This window comes from Marinobacter sp. G5_S1_61_S3, assembly GCF_054968585.1.
Genome location: NZ_JBQKUK010000015.1, coordinates 124,706 through 141,767, shown reverse-complemented (window position 1 = coordinate 141,767; position 17,062 = coordinate 124,706). Strand labels below are relative to the sequence as shown.

The following is a 17,062-nucleotide window of genomic DNA, read 5'->3' as shown; positions in this document are numbered from 1 at the left end:
TTTTTTGGGAGGAGGTCCCCACCACTCGAAACCCGAGACGCGTGGGGCCCAGGTTTAATACATCCCGGAACCCACAGGAACCCCGCGAAGAGAATTAGGCAGAGCCTCCCGAATCTCTACATCAATAAAGTGCCCAACCACCTCCGGATTCTCATGCCGGAAGTTCACAATACGGTTGTTCTCGGTACGGCCCGCGTATTCACCGGGGTCCTTCTTGGACAGGCCCGTCACCAGAATACGCTGTGTCGTGCCCACCATCTTGCGACTGATGTCCATCACATTCTGATTCAGCCGGTCCTGGAGAATGCTCAGGCGCTGTTTCTTCACCTCCAGTGGCGTGTCATCCGGCAGGTCCGCCGCCGGAGTGCCGGGCCGGGCGCTGTAGATGAAGCTGAACGACATATCGAAGCCAATATCGTTGATCAGCTTCATAGTGTCCTCGAAATCCTTCTCGGTTTCCCCCGGGAAGCCAATGATGAAATCCGAGGAGAAGCTGATGTCCGGGCGAATCTTGCGCAGGCGGCGAAGTTTGGACTTGTACTCCAGAGCTGTATGGCCGCGCTTCATGGCTGCCAGTATCCGATCTGAGCCACTTTGCACTGGCAAGTGCAGGTGGCTGACCAGCTCTGGTACCTGCTCATAGGCCTCGATCAGTGAGTCCGAAAACTCCACCGGGTGTGAGGTGGTATACCGGATACGGTCAATGCCGTCGATGGTGGCGATCAGGGTCACCAACTCCGCCATATCCATCACGTCACCATCGTGGGTCTCGCCACGGTAGGCGTTCACGTTCTGGCCCAGCAGGTTCACCTCACGTACGCCCTGGCTGGCAAGGTGGGCGACTTCCGCGATCACGTCGTCCACCGGACGACTGACTTCCTCGCCACGGGTGTAGGGCACCACGCAGAAGGTGCAGTATTTGCTGCAGCCTTCCATGATGGAAACAAACGCGGACGGGCCGTCCGCGCCGGGATCAGGCAGGTTGTCGAACTTCTCGATTTCCGGAAAGCTGACGTCTACCACGCCAACACCATTACCCTTGGCGCGGACTTCGGTGATCATATCCGGCAGACGATGCAGGGTTTGCGGGCCAAAAACCATGTCCACGTAGGGCGCCCGGTCGATGATCGCCTGACCCTCCTGGCTGGCCACGCAACCGCCCACGCCGATGATCAGGTCCGGTTTGCTGTTTTTCAGTTTCTTCCAGCGACCCAGCTGGTGGAACACTTTTTCCTGCGCTTTTTCGCGGATCGAGCAGGTGTTCAGCAACAGGATGTCGGCGTCGTCCGGCGAGTCGGTCATTTCGACGGTTTCGCCGGTGCGAAGCAGGTCTGCCATGCGTGATGAGTCGTACTCGTTCATCTGGCAGCCATGGGTCTTGATGTACAGCTTCTTGGCCATGATTCTCAACGTGCTTGGTGTGTGATTTGCGCCGGGAGGTTGGGAGTGGCGCTTAAAAAAGTTAGCTGCACATTATAACGGGGTGATCAATCGGCAACCACCTTTGTCTCGGCAATCCTCTAAATCGCTTGTGGTAGTATTGGTTTTTCCAATTTTTTAGAACGCTCAAACAATCATGACTCCCGAACGCCTGGCCCGAATCAAACAAACCCTGGATACTCGCCAGCCCGATCTCAGCGTCCTCACCGACCAGGTCCACAAACCCCGCAATCTGTCGGCCATCATCCGCTCCTGCGATGCGTTTGGTCTTGCCAGCATGCACGTGGTCTGGCCGCGGGAAGGTTTCCGTGCCTTCCGAAAAACCGCCGGCGGCAGCTACAACTGGGTCACCACCCACACGCACCCCACCATGGACGATGCGGTTTCGGAGCTGAAAGGGCGGGGCCACAAACTCTACGCCGCCCAATTGTCGGAAAGAGCGATTGATTACCGGGAAGCGGATTTCACCGTGCCCTGCACGGTGATCATGGGTAATGAAGTAGATGGTGTCAGCGACAGCGCTGCCGAACAGGCTGACGAGCACATTGTGATCCCCATGATGGGCATGGTGGAGTCCCTGAACGTGTCGTCCGCCTGTGCGATTATTCTGTCCGAAGCACAACGGCAGAGGAAACAGGCAGGCCTGTATGCCCACCAGAGGCTACCAGACGATGAATACAACCGTCTGCTGTTCTGCTGGTGCCAGCCGGTCGTAAAACGCTACTGCGACGACCGCAACCTGCCATACCCGCCTATAGACCCGGAAACCGGTGAATTAGTCGACGGCGTAGGCTGGATGCAGGAAGTCCGAAAGCTGCGAGCCAACCGTCCGAGGTGGACTGATAAAACAGAATCAGCCACCAACGAACCTCAATAAAAGGATTAACCACAGTCGATTGATCGGTCACGGTGTGGGGTAGCATTTTCTGCCGGAAAAAGGTGTCCGAGCGCAGCGAGTTCTTTTTCCAGAAGAAAATGCTACCCCATGGCGGGACCAGCCCCAAGAGTTCTCAGTCTAGAAGGTCAGCCCCCAAAGTCATCAGATCAGTGAGCTGCTATTCCTCCCGGCCTTCAAGATAACGTTGCAGCTGCTCCCGCAACGCCTTAGGCAACCGCGTAATCGTCAATGCGTCGTTGTCACGGTCATAGTAAACCGCCTGATTCACCAGATCCGAAGAGAACGACACGCTCATACCACCACCTGAGCCCGCAATCCGAACCAGCTTCTTCACCTTGCGGTGATCTGGATGCAACACCCCGCTTTCCGGCAGCTCGGCAGTCTCACTGGCAAACTCCTTGAAACGCTGAGGCTCGTTCTCATCCAGGTAGCCCGACAATGCCTCGATGGCCACCGGCTCGCCCAACGCATGCTGCTCCTTCGAGAACTCATAGGCTCGCGCCCGAATCTTGCCTGCCTCTTCCGGTTCGGATGATTTGGCAAAGGCTTCCACGGCATCCATGAACGTCAGCGTCTCTTTCTCCACATCCACCTGATTGGTGAAACTGCATAGCTTGATGAACAGGTCACCGCCTTCCCCGGAACCACGAGCGTGGACCAGCGTAAGATAGTTCTCGCCGGCGTTGTCACCCAGCCAGTCGTCCAATTCCACGCGCACCGCCAGATTCAGCCGCGACAGGCTCAGGATGTCCGTCGCGTCCAACGTTTGCTGGGCATCAAAACGCATGGCGCTGTCGTTTTCCAGGATAAACAGATAAACCACCTCCGCATCCGCGAGGGCTTCGTGGACAATCATCAGGTGCCCCTCAAATTCCTCCTGGGCGCTGTTCAGCAGTTCTTGCCATTGCCCAAAAAGACGGTCAGTCATCGACGCAAAGCTTTGCTTGTCCTCCCGGTAGTCCTTCAGCCAGCTGCTAAACGGACTTTCACCGATGTCCTCGGAAAAGCGACCGTATTTCTTGCCGGGCTTGCTGTTGAACAGGCGCTTCATCTGCTTGTGAAGCGCCTCATAGTCGCCACCCGGCTCGGCCAACGCCTCGCCGGGACGAACCCGCGCCGGCTGTCCGGGCTGATACTGGCTGGCGAAGAGAGTGCGGAGCTGTTTGATGGCCATGGAGTCAAGAGTCCCTTGGTTAATAGAGCGTGTAGGAGGCTGAGGGTAAACCTTCAGGGATTGGGATTGTAATGGTTTTTATAGGGCTGTGGGATCAGCCCCAAAACGAAGAAGCCCCCAAGGCCTAAGACCATGGGGGCTATCCTCAAGTCCCAAAAGCGAGGTTAAACCCGCTTATGCCGCATCAGGTCCTGAATCAGTGAAGTCACCGCTTCAGTGATCTCCTTGTCATTGTCTGCAGAAACAGACGCCGATGCCACATCCGCACCTAGGTTCACCGCAATGGCAATCAGGCCATGGGCACTGACCACCTGCGCTGCGCGCCGACGGTCTTCGGCATTGCCGGCGTTGTCCTCGCTGAGGACAACGGAGGTCTTGCCCTGATCGAACAGCGCCCGTTCAACTGCCAAGGCCAGCGCCGTGGCCTGCTTGCCGTTACAGGCAATAATGGCAGGCTTCTGCGCCAGACGGCGCTCGCGCTCTTCGCTGGTCACCGGGTCCAGCGACTCAACTGTGCCTGCAGTGCCAGCAATCATGCCCGCACCGATCGTCACGTTGGTCAGTCGATCAATCACAATGAAGCTGCCCGTGGCGTGGTTGCGCTGATAGGCATCAAACGCAATGGGCTGGCTCAGGGTCAGCTCACACAGTCCGATTTCGTTCAGCTGAAGCGCAGACGGGTTGTCGTTCTTCTCCAGCGTGTTGACGTCGGTCTGGTGATGAATCTTTTTGACGGTAGCCGAGGTAAACGTCGGGCCGAGCTTGATGTCGTAAAGGCGACCGGTTTCCAGCGGGCCGTCCGTCATCCAGACAATGTTGGCGGTGAAGCGGTTGCCCACTTCTGGCTCATCCTCAGCCTTGACCAGCATATCGCCTCGGCTGACATCGATTTCATCGGTGAGCGTCAGTGTGACCGCCTGGTCGATATAGGCTTCTTCCAGGTTGCCATCAAACGTCACAATGTCTTTGATTGCGCTGGTGCGTCGTGAAGGCAAGGCCATCACTTTGTCGCCGGGGCGCACAACACCAGAGGCTATGGTGCCGCAGAAACCGCGGAAGTTCAGGTTCGGGCGCGTCACGTACTGGACGGGGAAGCGGAAGTGCTCCAGATTTTTGTCGTGGGATACTTCCACCGTCTCCAGAATGTCCATCAGGGGCTGGCCGTCGAACCAGGGTGTGTTCTCACTCCTGTTAACGACGTTGTCGCCTTCGAGGGCAGACAGTGGCACGAAGCGAATATCCTTCAGGCCAAGCTGATTGGCAAACGCCAGGTAGTCGTCCTTGATTTCGTTGAAGCGTTCTTCGCTGAAATCAACCAGATCCATTTTGTTCACTGCGACCACGATGTGGCGAATGCCAAGCAGAGAGGCAATGTAGGAGTGGCGGCGGGTCTGGGTCAGAACGCCGTGGCGCGCATCGATCATCAGGATCGCAACTTGAGCCGTCGATGCCCCTGTCGCCATGTTGCGAGTGTACTGCTCGTGGCCGGGAGTGTCTGCGATGATGAACTTGCGCTTATCAGTTGAGAAAAAGCGATAGGCAACATCAATAGTGATGCCTTGTTCCCGCTCGGCCTGCAGGCCATCGACCAGAAGGGCAAGGTCCAGCTTTTCGCCCGTTGTGCCCATCTTGGCGCTGTCACTTTTCAGGCTCGCCATATGATCTTCATAGATCATCTTGGTGTCGTGCAGCAGGCGACCAATAAGGGTGCTCTTGCCGTCGTCCACACTGCCGCAGGTGAGTAGGCGCAGCAGTTCCTTGTTTTCGTGTTGCTTCAGGTAGGCCTGAATATCTTCCGCAATCAGATCAGACTGGTGTGCCATCTTAGAAATACCCTTCCCGCTTTTTCTGTTCCATGGAGCCGGCCGAATCGTGGTCGATCACGCGGCCCTGACGTTCGGAGCTGGTTGCCAGCAACATCTCCTGGATGATCTCCGGCAGCGTGTCTGCCTCGGATTCGATGGCGCCGGTCAGTGGGTAACAGCCCAGGGTGCGGAAACGGATGGATTTCATCATCGGCTTTTCGCCTTCTTTCAAAGGCATGCGGTCGTCGTCCACCATGATCAGCGTGCCATCGCGTTCCACGACGGGCCGCTTGGCGGAGTAGTAAAGTGGCACGATTTCAATGTTTTCGAGGTAGATGTACTGCCAGATATCCAGCTCGGTCCAGTTGGACAGCGGGAATACCCGGATGCTCTCGCCTTTGTTGATCTTGCCGTTGTAGATGTTCCAGAGCTCAGGACGTTGGTTCTTTGGGTCCCAGCGGTGGTACTCGTCACGGAAGGAATAGACGCGCTCCTTGGCACGGGATTTTTCCTCGTCCCGGCGAGCGCCGCCGAAAGCAGCATCAAACTTGTACTTGTCCAGGGCCTGTTTGAGGGCCTGGGTTTTCATCACGTCGGTATGCTTGGCGCTGCCGTGAGTAAAGGGGCCGATGCCCTGTTTGATCCCGTCCTCGTTCTTGTGGACGATCAGGTCCAGGCCATACTCTTTTGCTTTGCGGTCCCGGAATTCAATCATCTGCTTGAACTTCCAGGTGGTGTCCACGTGTAAGAGCGGGAAGGGCAGCTTGCCGGGATGAAAGGCTTTGCGGGCCAGGTGCAGCATTACTGCGGAGTCTTTCCCGATGGAATAGAGCATGACCGGGTTGTCGAACTCGGCTGCAACTTCCCGGATGATGTGGATGCTTTCAGCTTCCAGCTGTTTGAGATGCGTCAGGTTGTAAGTGGTCATCGTGTCCTGTTACCGCTTTGCGTGCCTCCGGATTCGATAGAGGCTGGGCGTGTGAATGCCGCCATGATACCAGATCAGGCCATGGCATAAGAAGTCGGGTAACTAGAGTTTACTGCTATAACAATATAGCGGCAGGAAAGGCTGGAGGGTAAAACTTCCGAGTTAGTGCGACGAGGTGGAAAGCAGTTTGCTGACGTAGTTGTTCACGTAGTCGAAACCATTGCCTTCGAACTCCGAGAACTGGATGCCGAGCTGGAACTGGTCGCGGGCAATTCGTCGCATGTGGACAATGTTGCCTCCGGCGATCACAGAAACGGGTTGGTTGGCAACAACCGGCACAGAGAATGTCGTTGTTACGGATATCCAGTTTCCGGGTGCCGGTGTTTTCTGGCCGGGAACCAGTTTTCTCACGGAGTCCTGATCACAGAGGACCATCAGGCCGGTTCGGGAAATGTTGGAGACTTTACAGGTAAGGCAGCTGCCGTCGGTTTTTTCAATCCGGGCTTCGGTAGCGACATCGACGCGTTGTTGGTTGCGTAGGTTTGGCTTGGCGGCAACTGGTTTCATAGTCACTCTTCTTGCGTCTCTGGTTTCAAAGCAGGCAGCCTTACCCATCGTTCAATCCTTTATTATTTTTACTCGCTGCCTTCTTTCCAGGCACGCTTTCTATACACACGAGAAAGCCAGCCAATTGTCATAAATCTGCAATATGGCGAGTGCGAAAAACAGCAAGCGCTTGTTGTTTCGATCTTAACTTCCTGAAAGTCTAGTTGTTTGTTTGGTGATCAGCAAGTTGCCTGTCGCCAAAACTGTCAGATTTGTGAACTGAATGTGAGCGTGGTGTCACCAAAATCGATTCGGAGCGCTCGCGATCAGGCGGATACGACGGGCAGCTGTTACTTACGGTGTCGGATTGGCTGCGGTAAACTACGCACCAACATCCACCGGGGCCGCTAACGGCTCCACGATTTCGTGCAGGTTATGACAAACAAGATTTCATCCCTTCCCGCAGGCAGCGGAAAAGTGGGTTTTATCAGTCTTGGCTGCCCCAAGGCCCTGGTTGATTCCGAGCGCATCCTTACCCAGCTTCGGCTGGACGGCTACGATGTGGTACCGACCTATAACGACGCTGATATCGTCGTGGTGAACACCTGTGGCTTTATAGATGCCGCCAAGCAGGAGTCCCTAGATGCCATTGGTGAAGCAATCAATGAAAATGGCAAGGTCATCGTAACCGGTTGCATGGGTGTTGAAGCGGACAAGATACGTGACACTCACCCGGGTGTTCTCGCCGTGTCCGGCCCACACGCCTACGAAGAAGTTGTGGGAGCGGTGCACCAGTTCGTGCCGCCGAACAAGCAACACGATCCGTTTACGGACCTGGTACCTCCTCAGGGCATCAAACTGACCCCCCGGCATTATGCATACCTGAAAATTTCCGAAGGCTGTAACCACCGATGCACCTTCTGCATCATCCCGTCCATGCGCGGCGACCTGGTCAGTCGCCCGATTGGTGACGTGATGGACGAGGCCAAGCGCCTGGTGGACGCTGGCGTAAAAGAGCTTCTGGTGATCTCCCAGGACACCTCTGCATACGGTGTCGACACCAAGTACCGTACCGGATTCTGGCAGGGCCGCCCGCTAAAGACCAAGATGCAGTCCCTGTGTGAGGCGTTGGGTGAAATGGGCGTTTGGGTGCGCCTGCATTACGTTTATCCCTATCCGCACGTGGACGATGTGATCCCGCTGATGGCGGAGGGCAAAATCCTGCCGTACCTGGATATCCCGTTCCAGCACGCCAGCCCGAAAGTGCTCAAGGCCATGAAGCGCCCGGCCCACGACAGCAAGACGCTGGAACGCATTCGCAAGTGGCGTGACATCTGCCCGGAGCTCACCATCCGTTCCACCTTTATTGTCGGTTTCCCCGGCGAAACAGAGGAAGATTTCCAGTACCTGCTGGATTGGCTGGATGAGGCTCAGCTTGATCGTGTCGGAGCCTTCAAGTACAGCCCGGTGGAAGGTGCGAGGGCGAACGAGATCGAAGGTGCCGTTCCGGAAGAGGTGAAGGAAGAGCGCTTGGCCCGGTTCATGGAAAAACAGGCTGAAATATCAGCGGCCCGATTGCAGGCCAAAATCGGCCAGACTATTGACGTTCTCATCGACGAAGTCGACGAAGAAGGCGCCATCGGCCGCTCCAAGGCGGATGCGCCGGAGATTGACGGCATGGTTTACCTCAACGACGAAACCGAGCTTGTTCCGGGGCAGATTGTTCAGGCTGCGGTCGAGCATGCGGATGAGCATGATCTATGGGGTCGGCTTGTTCGGTAGTCTTCAGGTTACGCTACTAGCCTCCTTGGGCTGGAGTTGCTTGTCAGGCGTTTTCTCGGAGCCAGTTGGCCTTGGTGGGAGGCTTCTCCCAAAAATGTGCGGAGCCATGGATGGCGGAGCCCAAGCGCACACGGATGTGCTTGAAGCGTTTTTTGGGAGAAGCCTCCCACCGAGGCCTCCCCCAAACCAAACAGGCTGGGGCCGCAGCCAGAGGGTCAGCCCCCCAGTTTCTTCACCAGAATCTCATTAAACAGCTTCGGATTGCCCTGGCCCTTGGAGGCCTTCATCAGCGGCCCCATGAACCCGCCGAGCATCTTCTTCTGCTTCTTGGGGTCGGATTCCTGCTGGTACTGGGCCACCTGATCCGGCATGGAGGCCAGAACCTCGTCCACCATCTTCTCAAGCTCGCCAGTGTCTGACACCTGCTTCAGGCCCTTGGCATCGATGATCGCATCCACGTTGTCATTTTCGCCGGTCCAGAGCGCCTCGAACACTTTCTTGGCACCCGCCGATGAAATTGTGTTGTCCGCGATGCGCACCACCAGATCCCCAAGCTGCTCGCCGGAAATCGGTGAGTCGGCCACAGATTTTTCCTCCGCATTCAGACGTGCGGAGAATTCGCCCTGAACCCAGTTGGAAGCCAACTTGGCGTCCTTCCCGCGATCAGCGGCGGCTTCGAAGAATGCGGCCAGTTTCGAGTCGCCAGCCAGTAGTCCAGCATCGTAGTCGTTCAGGCCGTACTGTTCCTTGAAGCGGGCCTTGCGGGCATCCGGCAGTTCCGGGAGGCTGTTGCGGGCTTCGTCGATAAAGGCATCGTCGATTTCCACCGGCAGCAGGTCCGGGCAGGGGAAGTAGCGGTAATCGTTGGCTTCTTCCTTGGTGCGCATAGAGCGGGACTCGTCCCGGTCGCCATTGTACAGGCGGGTTTCCTGAACAATGGTGCCACCGTCCTCGAGAATGTCCATCTGCCGCTCGACTTCGTGGGCAATGGCCTGCTCCATGAAGCGGAAGGAGTTCAGGTTCTTGGTTTCGGTGCGGGTGCCCAGGGTATCGGAACCCTTGGGCTTGAGTGAGATGTTCACGTCAAAGCGCATGGAGCCCTGTGACATGTCACCGTCACAGATGCCCAGGGACGTGACAATGCCGTGGAGTTTTTTGGCAAAGGCGACAGCCTCATCGGCATTGGTCATGTCGGGTTCAGTGACCACCTCAATCAGCGGCGTGCCTGCGCGGTTCAGGTCGATGCCCGTCATGCCGTGGAAATCCTCATGGAGAGATTTTCCTGCATCCTCTTCCAGGTGGGCGTGGTGAATACGCACCCGTTTGGATTCGCCACTGGCCAGATCGATATCCACATAGCCGGGGCCGACAATCGGGCGCTCCAGTTGTGTTGTCTGATAGCCCTTGGGAAGGTCCGGGTAGAAATAGTTTTTCCGTTCAAACACTGAGCGGCGTTCAATCTCGGCGTTGACCGCCAGGCCAAACATCACCGCGTAGCGAAATGCCTGCTCGTTCGGCACGGGCAGGGTGCCCGGCATGGCCAGGTCAACGGCATTGGCCTGGGTGTTGGGTTCAGCGCCATAGGCGGTGCTGGAGCCGGAAAAAATCTTGGTTTTGGTGGCGAGCTGAACGTGAATCTCCAGCCCGATCACAATGTCCCACTGCATAGTCGTTCTCCTGTATCGGGCTTATTGCGGTTCGCGCTGGTGCCAGTCGGTCACCTGCTGAAATTGATGGGCGGCGTTCAGCAGGCGAGCTTCGGAGAAATAATCCCCAATAATCTGCAGGCCCACTGGAAGCCCGTCCACAAACCCGGCTGGAACGGACATGGCGGGGATGCCCGCCAGGTTGATGGCAATGGTAAACACGTCCTCCAGGTACATGGTCACCGGGTCGCTGGTTTTCTCGCCCTGTATAAAAGCCGGGGAGGGCGTGGTGGGGCTCATCAGAACATCCACTTCCTTGAAGGCGTTGATGAAGTCCTGCTGGATCAGCCGACGAACCTTCTGGGCTTTCAGATAATAGGCATCGAAGTAACCGGCGGACAGGGCGTAGGTGCCCACCAGAATCCGGCGCTTGACCTCGGTGCCGAAGCCTTCGGCCCGGGTGCGTGTGTACATGTCCAGCAGGTCTTTCGGGTCTTCGCAGCGGTAGCCATAACGGGCGCCGTCAAAACGGGACAAGTTGGCCGAGGCCTCGGCCGGGGCGATAACGTAGTAGGCTGCGATGGCGAGGTCAGCGTGGGGAAGGGATACTTCCTTTACCGTGGCGCCGAGCTTCTCGTACTCCCGGATAGCACCCCGAACCTGTTCTTCCATGGCGGCACTGAGGTTGCCAGCAAAGTATTCCTTCGGCAGCCCGATGCGTAACCCTGTCAATGGCTCGTTCAGCGTTGCGGTATAGTCCGGAACGTCACGGTCAATGGAGGTGGAGTCCTTGGGGTCAAAGCCCGCCATTACATTCAGCATCAGCGCATTGTCTTCGGCTGTGCGGGCCATGGTGCCGCCCTGGTCCAGGCTCGAAGCAAAGGCAATCATACCGTAACGGGACACCCGGCCATAGGTTGGTTTCAGCCCGGTCACGCCACACAGCGCGGCCGGTTGACGAATGGACCCGCCGGTATCCGTGGCTGTCGCCGCGGGCACCAGCCGCGCTGCAACCGCCGCCGCGGAGCCGCCGGAAGAACCACCCGGAACCCGCTTCTCGCCCTGGCTCAGACCCCAGGGGTTGGCAGTGGCGCCAAAGTAGCTGGACTCGGTAGACGACCCCATGGCGAACTCGTCCATGTTGGTCTTACCCAGGCACACAGCGCCCGCCTTGCGGAAATTTTCCGTGACCGTTGCATCGTAGGGTGGCACAAAATTCGCCAGCATCTTCGAGCCACAAGTGGTCGCCACGCCATTGGTGCAGAATATGTCCTTGTGGGCGAAGGGCACGCCCGTCCAGGGTGTCGCCTTACCCGCTGCCCGTTGCTCGTCTGCCGCATGGGCGTCGGCCAGGGCCTGTTCTTCCGTAATGGTGATAAAGCTGTTGAGCTGCTCGTCTTCCTTTTCAAGGCGGCCCAGGAACTGCCGGGTCAGCTCCACGCTGGAAATCTTGCCGCTTTCCAACTCTCGGGAAAGCTCTGCTACGGATTTGTTATGCATGATACGTCCTGTTTACGTCGCTGTTCGTCGGGTCACTCGATGCCCTTTATTCAATCACTCGGGGAACCAGATAGAGGCCATTCTCGGTAGCCGGCGCAATCGCCTGGAAAGACTCCCGTTCATTGGTTTCCGTCACCTCATCCGGGCGCAGGCGCTGGACGGCATCCAAGGGGTGGGCCATGGGCGCCACCGAATCGGTATCCGCCGCGCTCAACTGGTCCACCAGATCCAGGATATTGCCCAGATCCTTTTCCAGCGCTGAAACCTGTTCCTCGTCCACCCGAATGCGGGCGAGCACAGCGACTTTCTCAATGTCCTTGCGGGAAATGGTCACGCTTCCTCCCATATATATGAAGTTTCAGTAACTTAAATGCGCGCTTTATATCAACTGAAGTTTGCACGGATGATGAGGGTGCTTGAGAGACGGCCTTCCAGAACTGTGCGGAGCCATGGATGGCGGAGCCCAAGCGCCACACGGACGTGCTTGAGCGTGTTTTGGAAGGCCGTCTCTCAAGCGCCCATGCACCCAAGTTCAAAAAGAAAGCGCTATGGTAACAGATTCAAACAATCGCGGGAGGGGCCAAAACAAAGGAGAATAGCGCGAAAGGCGCCTCGGGAGCCCCGATGGTGCCTTGCCTGCGGGGGTGCTCACTGCTAAAGTTGCCGCATCATTTTTGCGACTGCAACTCTCAGGTTGAAACTACACGAATGTTGATCAAAAGACTCCGAGGTTTATTTTCCAGCGACCTGTCCATCGACCTGGGCACCGCCAACACCCTTATATACGTGCGCGAACGCGGTATCGTACTCAACGAGCCCTCCGTTGTAGCCATCCGCACCTCTGGCTCACAGAAAATGGTCGCAGCCGTCGGCGCCGAAGCGAAACGCATGCTTGGCCGCACACCGGGAAACATCACCGCCATCCGTCCGATGAAAGACGGTGTGATCGCAGATTTCGTGGTTACCGAGAAAATGCTCCAGCACTTCATCCACAAGGTGCATGAGAACAGCTTTATCACCCCAAGCCCCCGCGTACTGGTTTGCGTTCCCAGCAAATCCACCCAGGTAGAGCGTAAGGCTATCCGTGAATCCGCTCTGGGCGCTGGTGCCAGGGAAGTGTTCCTGATTGAAGAGCCGATGGCGGCGGCCATTGGTGCTGGCCTGCCGGTGGAGGAAGCCAGCGGTTCCATGATCGTGGACATCGGCGGTGGCACCACCGAAATCGCTATCATCTCCCTGAATGGCATTGTGTACGCCGAGTCTGTTCGTACCGGTGGCGACAAGTTCGATGAAGCGATTGTTACCTACGTTCGCCGCAACTACGGCAGCCTGATCGGTGACTCCACTGCAGAGCGCATCAAACACGAAATTGGTTGTGCCTATGAGGGGTTGGATATCCGCGAGATCGACGTTCGCGGCCGCAACCTTGCAGAGGGCGTGCCCCGGGCGTTTACCCTGAACAGCGAGGAAATCCTCGACGCGCTCCAGGAATCCCTGGCGCAGATCGTCCAGACAGTGAAAAGCGCCCTGGAACAGTCGCCACCAGAGTTGGCGTCTGATATCGCCGAGCGTGGCATTGTGCTTACGGGTGGTGGTGCGTTGCTGCGCGGTTTGGATAAACTGATCAGCGAGGAAACCGGCCTGCCGGTGATTATTGCGGAAGACCCGCTGACCTGTGTCGCCCGTGGTGGCGGCAAGGCGCTGGAAGTGATTGATCGTGGCGGAATCGGAATGTTCTCCCAGGAGGGCTGACCTTGACTCCGGCTTTACGCCCCGACATTGCCTTTACCCGGCCGCCGCTCGTGAATGATCACGGCGGCGGTTGTCGTATGGACACCTGCATGGAGTGCGGGAGGGTGAGCTATTAAAACCATCTTTGTCCAAGGCCCCGTTCCCGGTTTCAGGCTGCTACTGGTTATTGTGCTCTCTGCGATACTGATTGTTGCGGATGCCCGCTTCGATCAGGTAACGCCGGTTCGCAGCGCGATCGGTACCGGCCTTGCCCCGGTTCACTGGCTTGGCAATGCACCCTCCGAATTCAGCGACTGGGTCGCCAGCCTGTTTACCACCCGTGAAGACCTCCAGGAAGAAAACGAAGCGCTGCGTGCTCGCTTGCTGATACTGGAGCGCCGGGCGCTCAAATATGCCGCCCTGGCCTCAGAAAACAACGAACTGCGCAAGCTGATGAACTCCTCAGAAGTCCTTGATGACCGGGTCATAGTTGGCGAAATAGTCGGTGTTTCACCGGACCCGTTCTCTCACGAAGTGGTGATCAACAAAGGCAGTCGCGACGGTGTTGTGGTCGGTCAGGCTATCCTGGATGCCAACGGCCTGATGGGGCAGGTCCAACAAACCAGCAGTTTTACCTCACGGGTTCTATTGGTATCGGACAGCAGCCACGCGGTGCCTGTGGAAGTGGTTCGCAACGGCTTGCGAGCTATCCTGCTTGGAAATGGGGACACCAGCACGCTTGAATTGGTGCATGTGCCGGATACCGCCGATATTCGCGAAGGGGATCTGTTGGTCAGCTCCGGGTTGGGGGGGCGTTTTCCCAAGGGCTACCCGGTAGCGGAAGTGGACCAGATTTCCAAGGAGCCGGGTGAACCGTTTGTGAAAATTCGTGCTACGCCAATGGCGGAACTGAACCGAAGTCGCCTGGTGTTGGTTGTGTTTTCACCGGAACAGGACGACGCCACGAATGACGCTGAAAGCTCGCCCGAAGGCTCCGATGCTGGATCACCAGAACAGGATGGGGTGCGCTAATGCTGTCGGTGATCAGTTATCCCGTTTTTGCCCTGAGCGTTTTGTTTGCCCTGGTGCTCAGCAGTTCGCTGTTTCCGCTGGGCTGGTTTGAGTTCCGGCCGGAATGGCTGGGCCTGATTGTGTTCTACTGGACATTCCGGGCACCGGCCCAGTTCGGTATCCTGTTGGCCTGGTGCCTGGGTCTGCTGCTGGACGTACTGGAAGCCACCCCGCTGGGCGTGAATGCCCTGGCCATGGGTGTTATTGCGTTCCTGGTGCTGACCATTCACCAGCGGCTGCGTATGTACCCTTTGCCGCAGCAGTGCCTGATGGTGTTCCTTTTGTTGGGTATCAACCAGATGCTGGTGCATTTTATCAAGCAGACACTGGGAGCTGACAGCTCCGGTTTCAGCTACTTGTGGCCGGCGCTGACCAGTGCTCTGGTCTGGCCGGTGTTGTGTGTTTTGCTGGATAACCTGAATCGCAAGCTTGGCTAGGATTGGAGGGCGCTATGCAGTCTATTGTTCTTGCCTCAGCGTCTCCTCGAAGAGCCGAACTGTTAAGGCAGATCGGTCTGTCGTTCCTGGTTCAGCCGGCGGATATTGACGAAACTCCCGCGAGCAACGAGTCAGCCGAACACTATGTCGAACGCCTTGCCCGGGAAAAGGCTCTGGCGGGAAGTGCTTCCAAGCCTGGCTGCCTGGTGATTGGTTCGGACACCTCGGTTGTACTGGAGGGCCGGATTCTGGGCAAACCAGACAGCACCGGCGATGCGACCGTTATGTTACAGGCGCTCTCGGGAACCACCCATCAGGTCATGACCGGTGTTGCTGTGGTTCACAAGGGTATTTGTGAGTCCTGCCTGGTGATAGCGAATGTTCGTTTCCGCGAGCTGCTGGCGGCGGAAATCGATGCCTATGTGGCAACTGGTGAGCCCATGGATAAAGCGGGCGGCTATGGCATTCAGGGGCGGGGTGGTATTTTTGTAGAGGAACTCCGAGGCAGTTACAGCGCCGTAGTGGGACTGCCCCTGCAGGAAACCGCAGCATTACTGGCCGGTGCCGGATACCCGGTATGGGAAACCTGGAACAGCAGGCAGGAGAGCCGCAATGAGTGAAGAAATACTGATCAATGTGACCCCGGTGGAAACCCGGGTGGCGCTCGTGGAGAACGGTATGCTCCAGGAGGCCTACATTGAGCGCACCAGCCGCAAGGGCATCGTGGGCAACATTTACAAGGGCAAGGTGGTTCGTGTATTGCCCGGCATGGAGGCGGCATTTGTAGACATCGGCCTGGAACGTGCGGCGTTTATTCATGCCTCTGATGTCGTCACCAGTCAGCAGCCGGCCAGCGAAGCCCCCGAAACGCCGAAAACGGTTCCGGATATCCGCACCCTGCTCCGTGAAGGGCAGTCCCTCGTGGTTCAGGTCACCAAGGACCCCATTGGAACCAAGGGTGCACGGCTGACCACCCAGCTATCCATCCCCTCGCGCTATCTGGTATTCATGCCTGGCGTCCGTCATGTTGGTATTTCCCAGCGAATTGAAGATGAGACCGAACGTTCACGGTTGAAGTCGCTGGTTGAAGAGGGTGCTGCCGCAGAACCGGACATCTCTGGCGGCTACATTATTCGCACCGCTGCAGAGGCTGCCTCGGAAGATGACCTGATCGGCGATATGACCTACCTGCACCGTCTGAACCAGGCCATTGAGGAGCGCATTACCCGAAGTCAGGCGCCTTCGGTGGTGTATCAGGATCTTCCCCTGTTTATCCGCACCATTCGCGACCTGATTCGTCCACAGACTGAGAAGGTGCGCATCGATAGTCGGGAAAGCCACCAGCGGGTGATGGAGTTCGTTGAGGAGTTTGTGACCGAGTTTTCCGACAAGGTTGAGTATTACCCGGGCGAACGTCCCATTTTTGACCTGTATTCTGTTGAGGATGAAATTCAGAAAGCCCTCAGTCGCAAGGTCCAGCTCAAATCCGGTGGCTACGTGATCATCGACCAGACCGAAGCGATGACCACGATCGATATCAACACCGGCGCGTTTGTGGGGCATCGCAACCTGGAAGAAACCATTTTCAAGACCAACCTCGAGGCGGCCCGTGCCATTAGTCGCCAGCTCAGGTTAAGGAATCTCGGTGGTATTATCATCATCGATTTCATCGATATGGAGGATTCCGAGCACCAGCGCCAGGTCCACCGAATGCTGGAGAAAATGCTGGAGCGGGATCACGCTAAAACCAAGATTACCGGGGTTTCCGAGCTCGGATTGGTGGAAATGACCCGTAAGCGCACCACCGAAAGCCTTGGTCAGATTTTATGTGAGCCTTGCCCCATCTGTGATGGACGCGGCTTTCTCAAGACCAGCGAAACGGTCTGTTATGAAGTATTCCGTGAAATTCTCAGGGTCAATCGCGCCTATGACGCGGAAAGCTATCTGGTGATGGCGTCCCAGAGCGTGGTGGATCGGCTGTTGGATGAAGAGTCCGACAACGTGGCAGACCTTGAGACGTTTATCAGCAAAACCATCCGTTTTCAGGTTGAGCCATTCTACAGTCAGGAGCAGTATGATGTGGTACTGCTGTAACGCCGGCCCG

15 protein-coding genes are annotated in these 17,062 nt (G+C 57.0%); 7 read left to right on the top strand and 8 right to left on the bottom strand.

Going from position 1 to position 17,062, the window contains the following annotated elements; all coding sequences use genetic code 11:
• Positions 1-54: 54 nt before the first annotated feature.
• Positions 55-1,401: a tRNA (N6-isopentenyl adenosine(37)-C2)-methylthiotransferase MiaB gene (gene miaB / locus ACTRWH_RS15775; protein ID WP_041332420.1), complete on the bottom strand. Its 1,347-nt coding sequence runs from the start codon at positions 1,399-1,401 to the stop codon at positions 55-57.
• A gap of 175 nt (positions 1,402-1,576) precedes the next feature.
• On the opposite strand from miaB, the gene trmH reads away from it, so the two are divergent.
• On the top strand, positions 1,577-2,317 hold the full coding sequence (gene trmH / locus ACTRWH_RS15770) for a tRNA (guanosine(18)-2'-O)-methyltransferase TrmH (protein ID WP_075196519.1): 741 nt from the start codon (positions 1,577-1,579) through the stop codon (positions 2,315-2,317).
• Between the two features lie 178 nt (positions 2,318-2,495).
• Here the strand turns inward: trmH and ACTRWH_RS15765 are convergent, their stop codons facing one another.
• From ACTRWH_RS15765 to ACTRWH_RS15750, 4 genes are all read right to left on the bottom strand, one after another.
• Positions 2,496-3,512 carry a nucleoid-associated protein gene (locus ACTRWH_RS15765; RefSeq protein WP_462826588.1) on the bottom strand — a complete coding sequence of 339 codons (1,017 nt, stop codon included), beginning with the start codon at positions 3,510-3,512 and terminating at the stop codon, positions 2,496-2,498.
• A gap of 164 nt (positions 3,513-3,676) precedes the next feature.
• Positions 3,677-5,335 carry a sulfate adenylyltransferase subunit CysN gene (cysN, locus tag ACTRWH_RS15760; protein WP_091640975.1) on the bottom strand — a complete coding sequence of 553 codons (1,659 nt, stop codon included), beginning with the start codon at positions 5,333-5,335 and terminating at the stop codon, positions 3,677-3,679.
• A gap of 1 nt (position 5,336) precedes the next feature.
• Entirely contained in the window at positions 5,337-6,245 is a 909-nt protein-coding gene (gene cysD / locus ACTRWH_RS15755) for a sulfate adenylyltransferase subunit CysD (RefSeq protein WP_036209815.1), read from the bottom strand.
• A gap of 162 nt (positions 6,246-6,407) precedes the next feature.
• Positions 6,408-6,812 carry a PilZ domain-containing protein gene (locus ACTRWH_RS15750; RefSeq protein ID WP_036209818.1) on the bottom strand — a complete coding sequence of 135 codons (405 nt, stop codon included), beginning with the start codon at positions 6,810-6,812 and terminating at the stop codon, positions 6,408-6,410.
• A gap of 414 nt (positions 6,813-7,226) precedes the next feature.
• Here ACTRWH_RS15750 and rimO point away from each other — a divergent pair, with 414 nt between their 5' ends.
• Entirely contained in the window at positions 7,227-8,573 is a 1,347-nt protein-coding gene (rimO, locus tag ACTRWH_RS15745) for a 30S ribosomal protein S12 methylthiotransferase RimO (protein ID WP_462826587.1), read from the top strand.
• 215 nt (positions 8,574-8,788) lie between these two features.
• Here the strand turns inward: rimO and gatB are convergent, their stop codons facing one another.
• From gatB to gatC, 3 genes are read right to left on the bottom strand one after another with little or no spacing between them, the layout of a single operon-like run.
• Entirely contained in the window at positions 8,789-10,240 is a 1,452-nt protein-coding gene (gene gatB, locus ACTRWH_RS15740; RefSeq protein WP_136633359.1) for an Asp-tRNA(Asn)/Glu-tRNA(Gln) amidotransferase subunit GatB, read from the bottom strand.
• A gap of 21 nt (positions 10,241-10,261) precedes the next feature.
• Complete coding sequence (gene gatA / locus ACTRWH_RS15735) at positions 10,262-11,719, bottom strand: Asp-tRNA(Asn)/Glu-tRNA(Gln) amidotransferase subunit GatA (protein WP_036209833.1); 1,458 nt, start codon at positions 11,717-11,719, stop codon at positions 10,262-10,264.
• Between the two features lie 46 nt (positions 11,720-11,765).
• Positions 11,766-12,053 carry an Asp-tRNA(Asn)/Glu-tRNA(Gln) amidotransferase subunit GatC gene (gene gatC, locus ACTRWH_RS15730; protein ID WP_127401706.1) on the bottom strand — a complete coding sequence of 96 codons (288 nt, stop codon included), beginning with the start codon at positions 12,051-12,053 and terminating at the stop codon, positions 11,766-11,768.
• 377 nt (positions 12,054-12,430) lie between these two features.
• On the opposite strand from gatC, the gene ACTRWH_RS15725 reads away from it, so the two are divergent.
• The 5 genes from ACTRWH_RS15725 (at position 12,431) to rng (ending at position 17,052) form a co-directional block, all read left to right on the top strand.
• Complete coding sequence (locus ACTRWH_RS15725; protein ID WP_036210335.1) at positions 12,431-13,471, top strand: rod shape-determining protein; 1,041 nt, start codon at positions 12,431-12,433, stop codon at positions 13,469-13,471.
• 120 nt (positions 13,472-13,591) lie between these two features.
• Complete coding sequence (mreC, locus tag ACTRWH_RS15720) at positions 13,592-14,482, top strand: rod shape-determining protein MreC (protein WP_075196514.1); 891 nt, start codon at positions 13,592-13,594, stop codon at positions 14,480-14,482.
• On the top strand, positions 14,482-14,958 hold the full coding sequence (mreD, locus tag ACTRWH_RS15715) for a rod shape-determining protein MreD (protein WP_036209841.1): 477 nt from the start codon (positions 14,482-14,484) through the stop codon (positions 14,956-14,958). The genes mreC and mreD overlap by 1 nt, the downstream gene beginning before the upstream one ends.
• A gap of 14 nt (positions 14,959-14,972) precedes the next feature.
• The gene (locus ACTRWH_RS15710) at positions 14,973-15,578 is read left to right on the top strand and encodes a Maf family protein (protein WP_269400092.1); all 606 of its coding nucleotides are present in this window, start codon (positions 14,973-14,975) and stop codon (positions 15,576-15,578) included.
• Positions 15,571-17,052, top strand: a complete 1,482-nt coding sequence (gene rng / locus ACTRWH_RS15705; RefSeq protein ID WP_036209846.1) for a ribonuclease G — start codon at positions 15,571-15,573, stop codon at positions 17,050-17,052. The genes ACTRWH_RS15710 and rng overlap by 8 nt, the downstream gene beginning before the upstream one ends.
• Positions 17,053-17,062 lie beyond the last annotated feature (10 nt).

Bases quoted from the DNA above. Each gene is read 5' to 3' on its own strand.
- miaB (WP_041332420.1), bottom strand. From the start codon at position 1,401: ATGGCCAAGAAGCTGTACATCAAGACCCATGGCTGCCAGATGAACGAG.
- trmH (WP_075196519.1), top strand. From the start codon at position 1,577: ATGACTCCCGAACGCCTGGCCCGAATCAAACAAACCCTGGATACTCGC.
- ACTRWH_RS15765 (WP_462826588.1), bottom strand. From the start codon at position 3,512: ATGGCCATCAAACAGCTCCGCACTCTCTTCGCCAGCCAGTATCAGCCC.
- cysN (WP_091640975.1), bottom strand. From the start codon at position 5,335: ATGGCACACCAGTCTGATCTGATTGCGGAAGATATTCAGGCCTACCTG.
- cysD (WP_036209815.1), bottom strand. From the start codon at position 6,245: ATGACCACTTACAACCTGACGCATCTCAAACAGCTGGAAGCTGAAAGC.
- ACTRWH_RS15750 (WP_036209818.1), bottom strand. From the start codon at position 6,812: ATGAAACCAGTTGCCGCCAAGCCAAACCTACGCAACCAACAACGCGTC.
- rimO (WP_462826587.1), top strand. From the start codon at position 7,227: ATGACAAACAAGATTTCATCCCTTCCCGCAGGCAGCGGAAAAGTGGGT.
- gatB (WP_136633359.1), bottom strand. From the start codon at position 10,240: ATGCAGTGGGACATTGTGATCGGGCTGGAGATTCACGTTCAGCTCGCC.
- gatA (WP_036209833.1), bottom strand. From the start codon at position 11,719: ATGCATAACAAATCCGTAGCAGAGCTTTCCCGAGAGTTGGAAAGCGGC.
- mreD (WP_036209841.1), top strand. From the start codon at position 14,482: ATGCTGTCGGTGATCAGTTATCCCGTTTTTGCCCTGAGCGTTTTGTTT.
- ACTRWH_RS15710 (WP_269400092.1), top strand. From the start codon at position 14,973: ATGCAGTCTATTGTTCTTGCCTCAGCGTCTCCTCGAAGAGCCGAACTG.
- rng (WP_036209846.1), top strand. From the start codon at position 15,571: ATGAGTGAAGAAATACTGATCAATGTGACCCCGGTGGAAACCCGGGTG.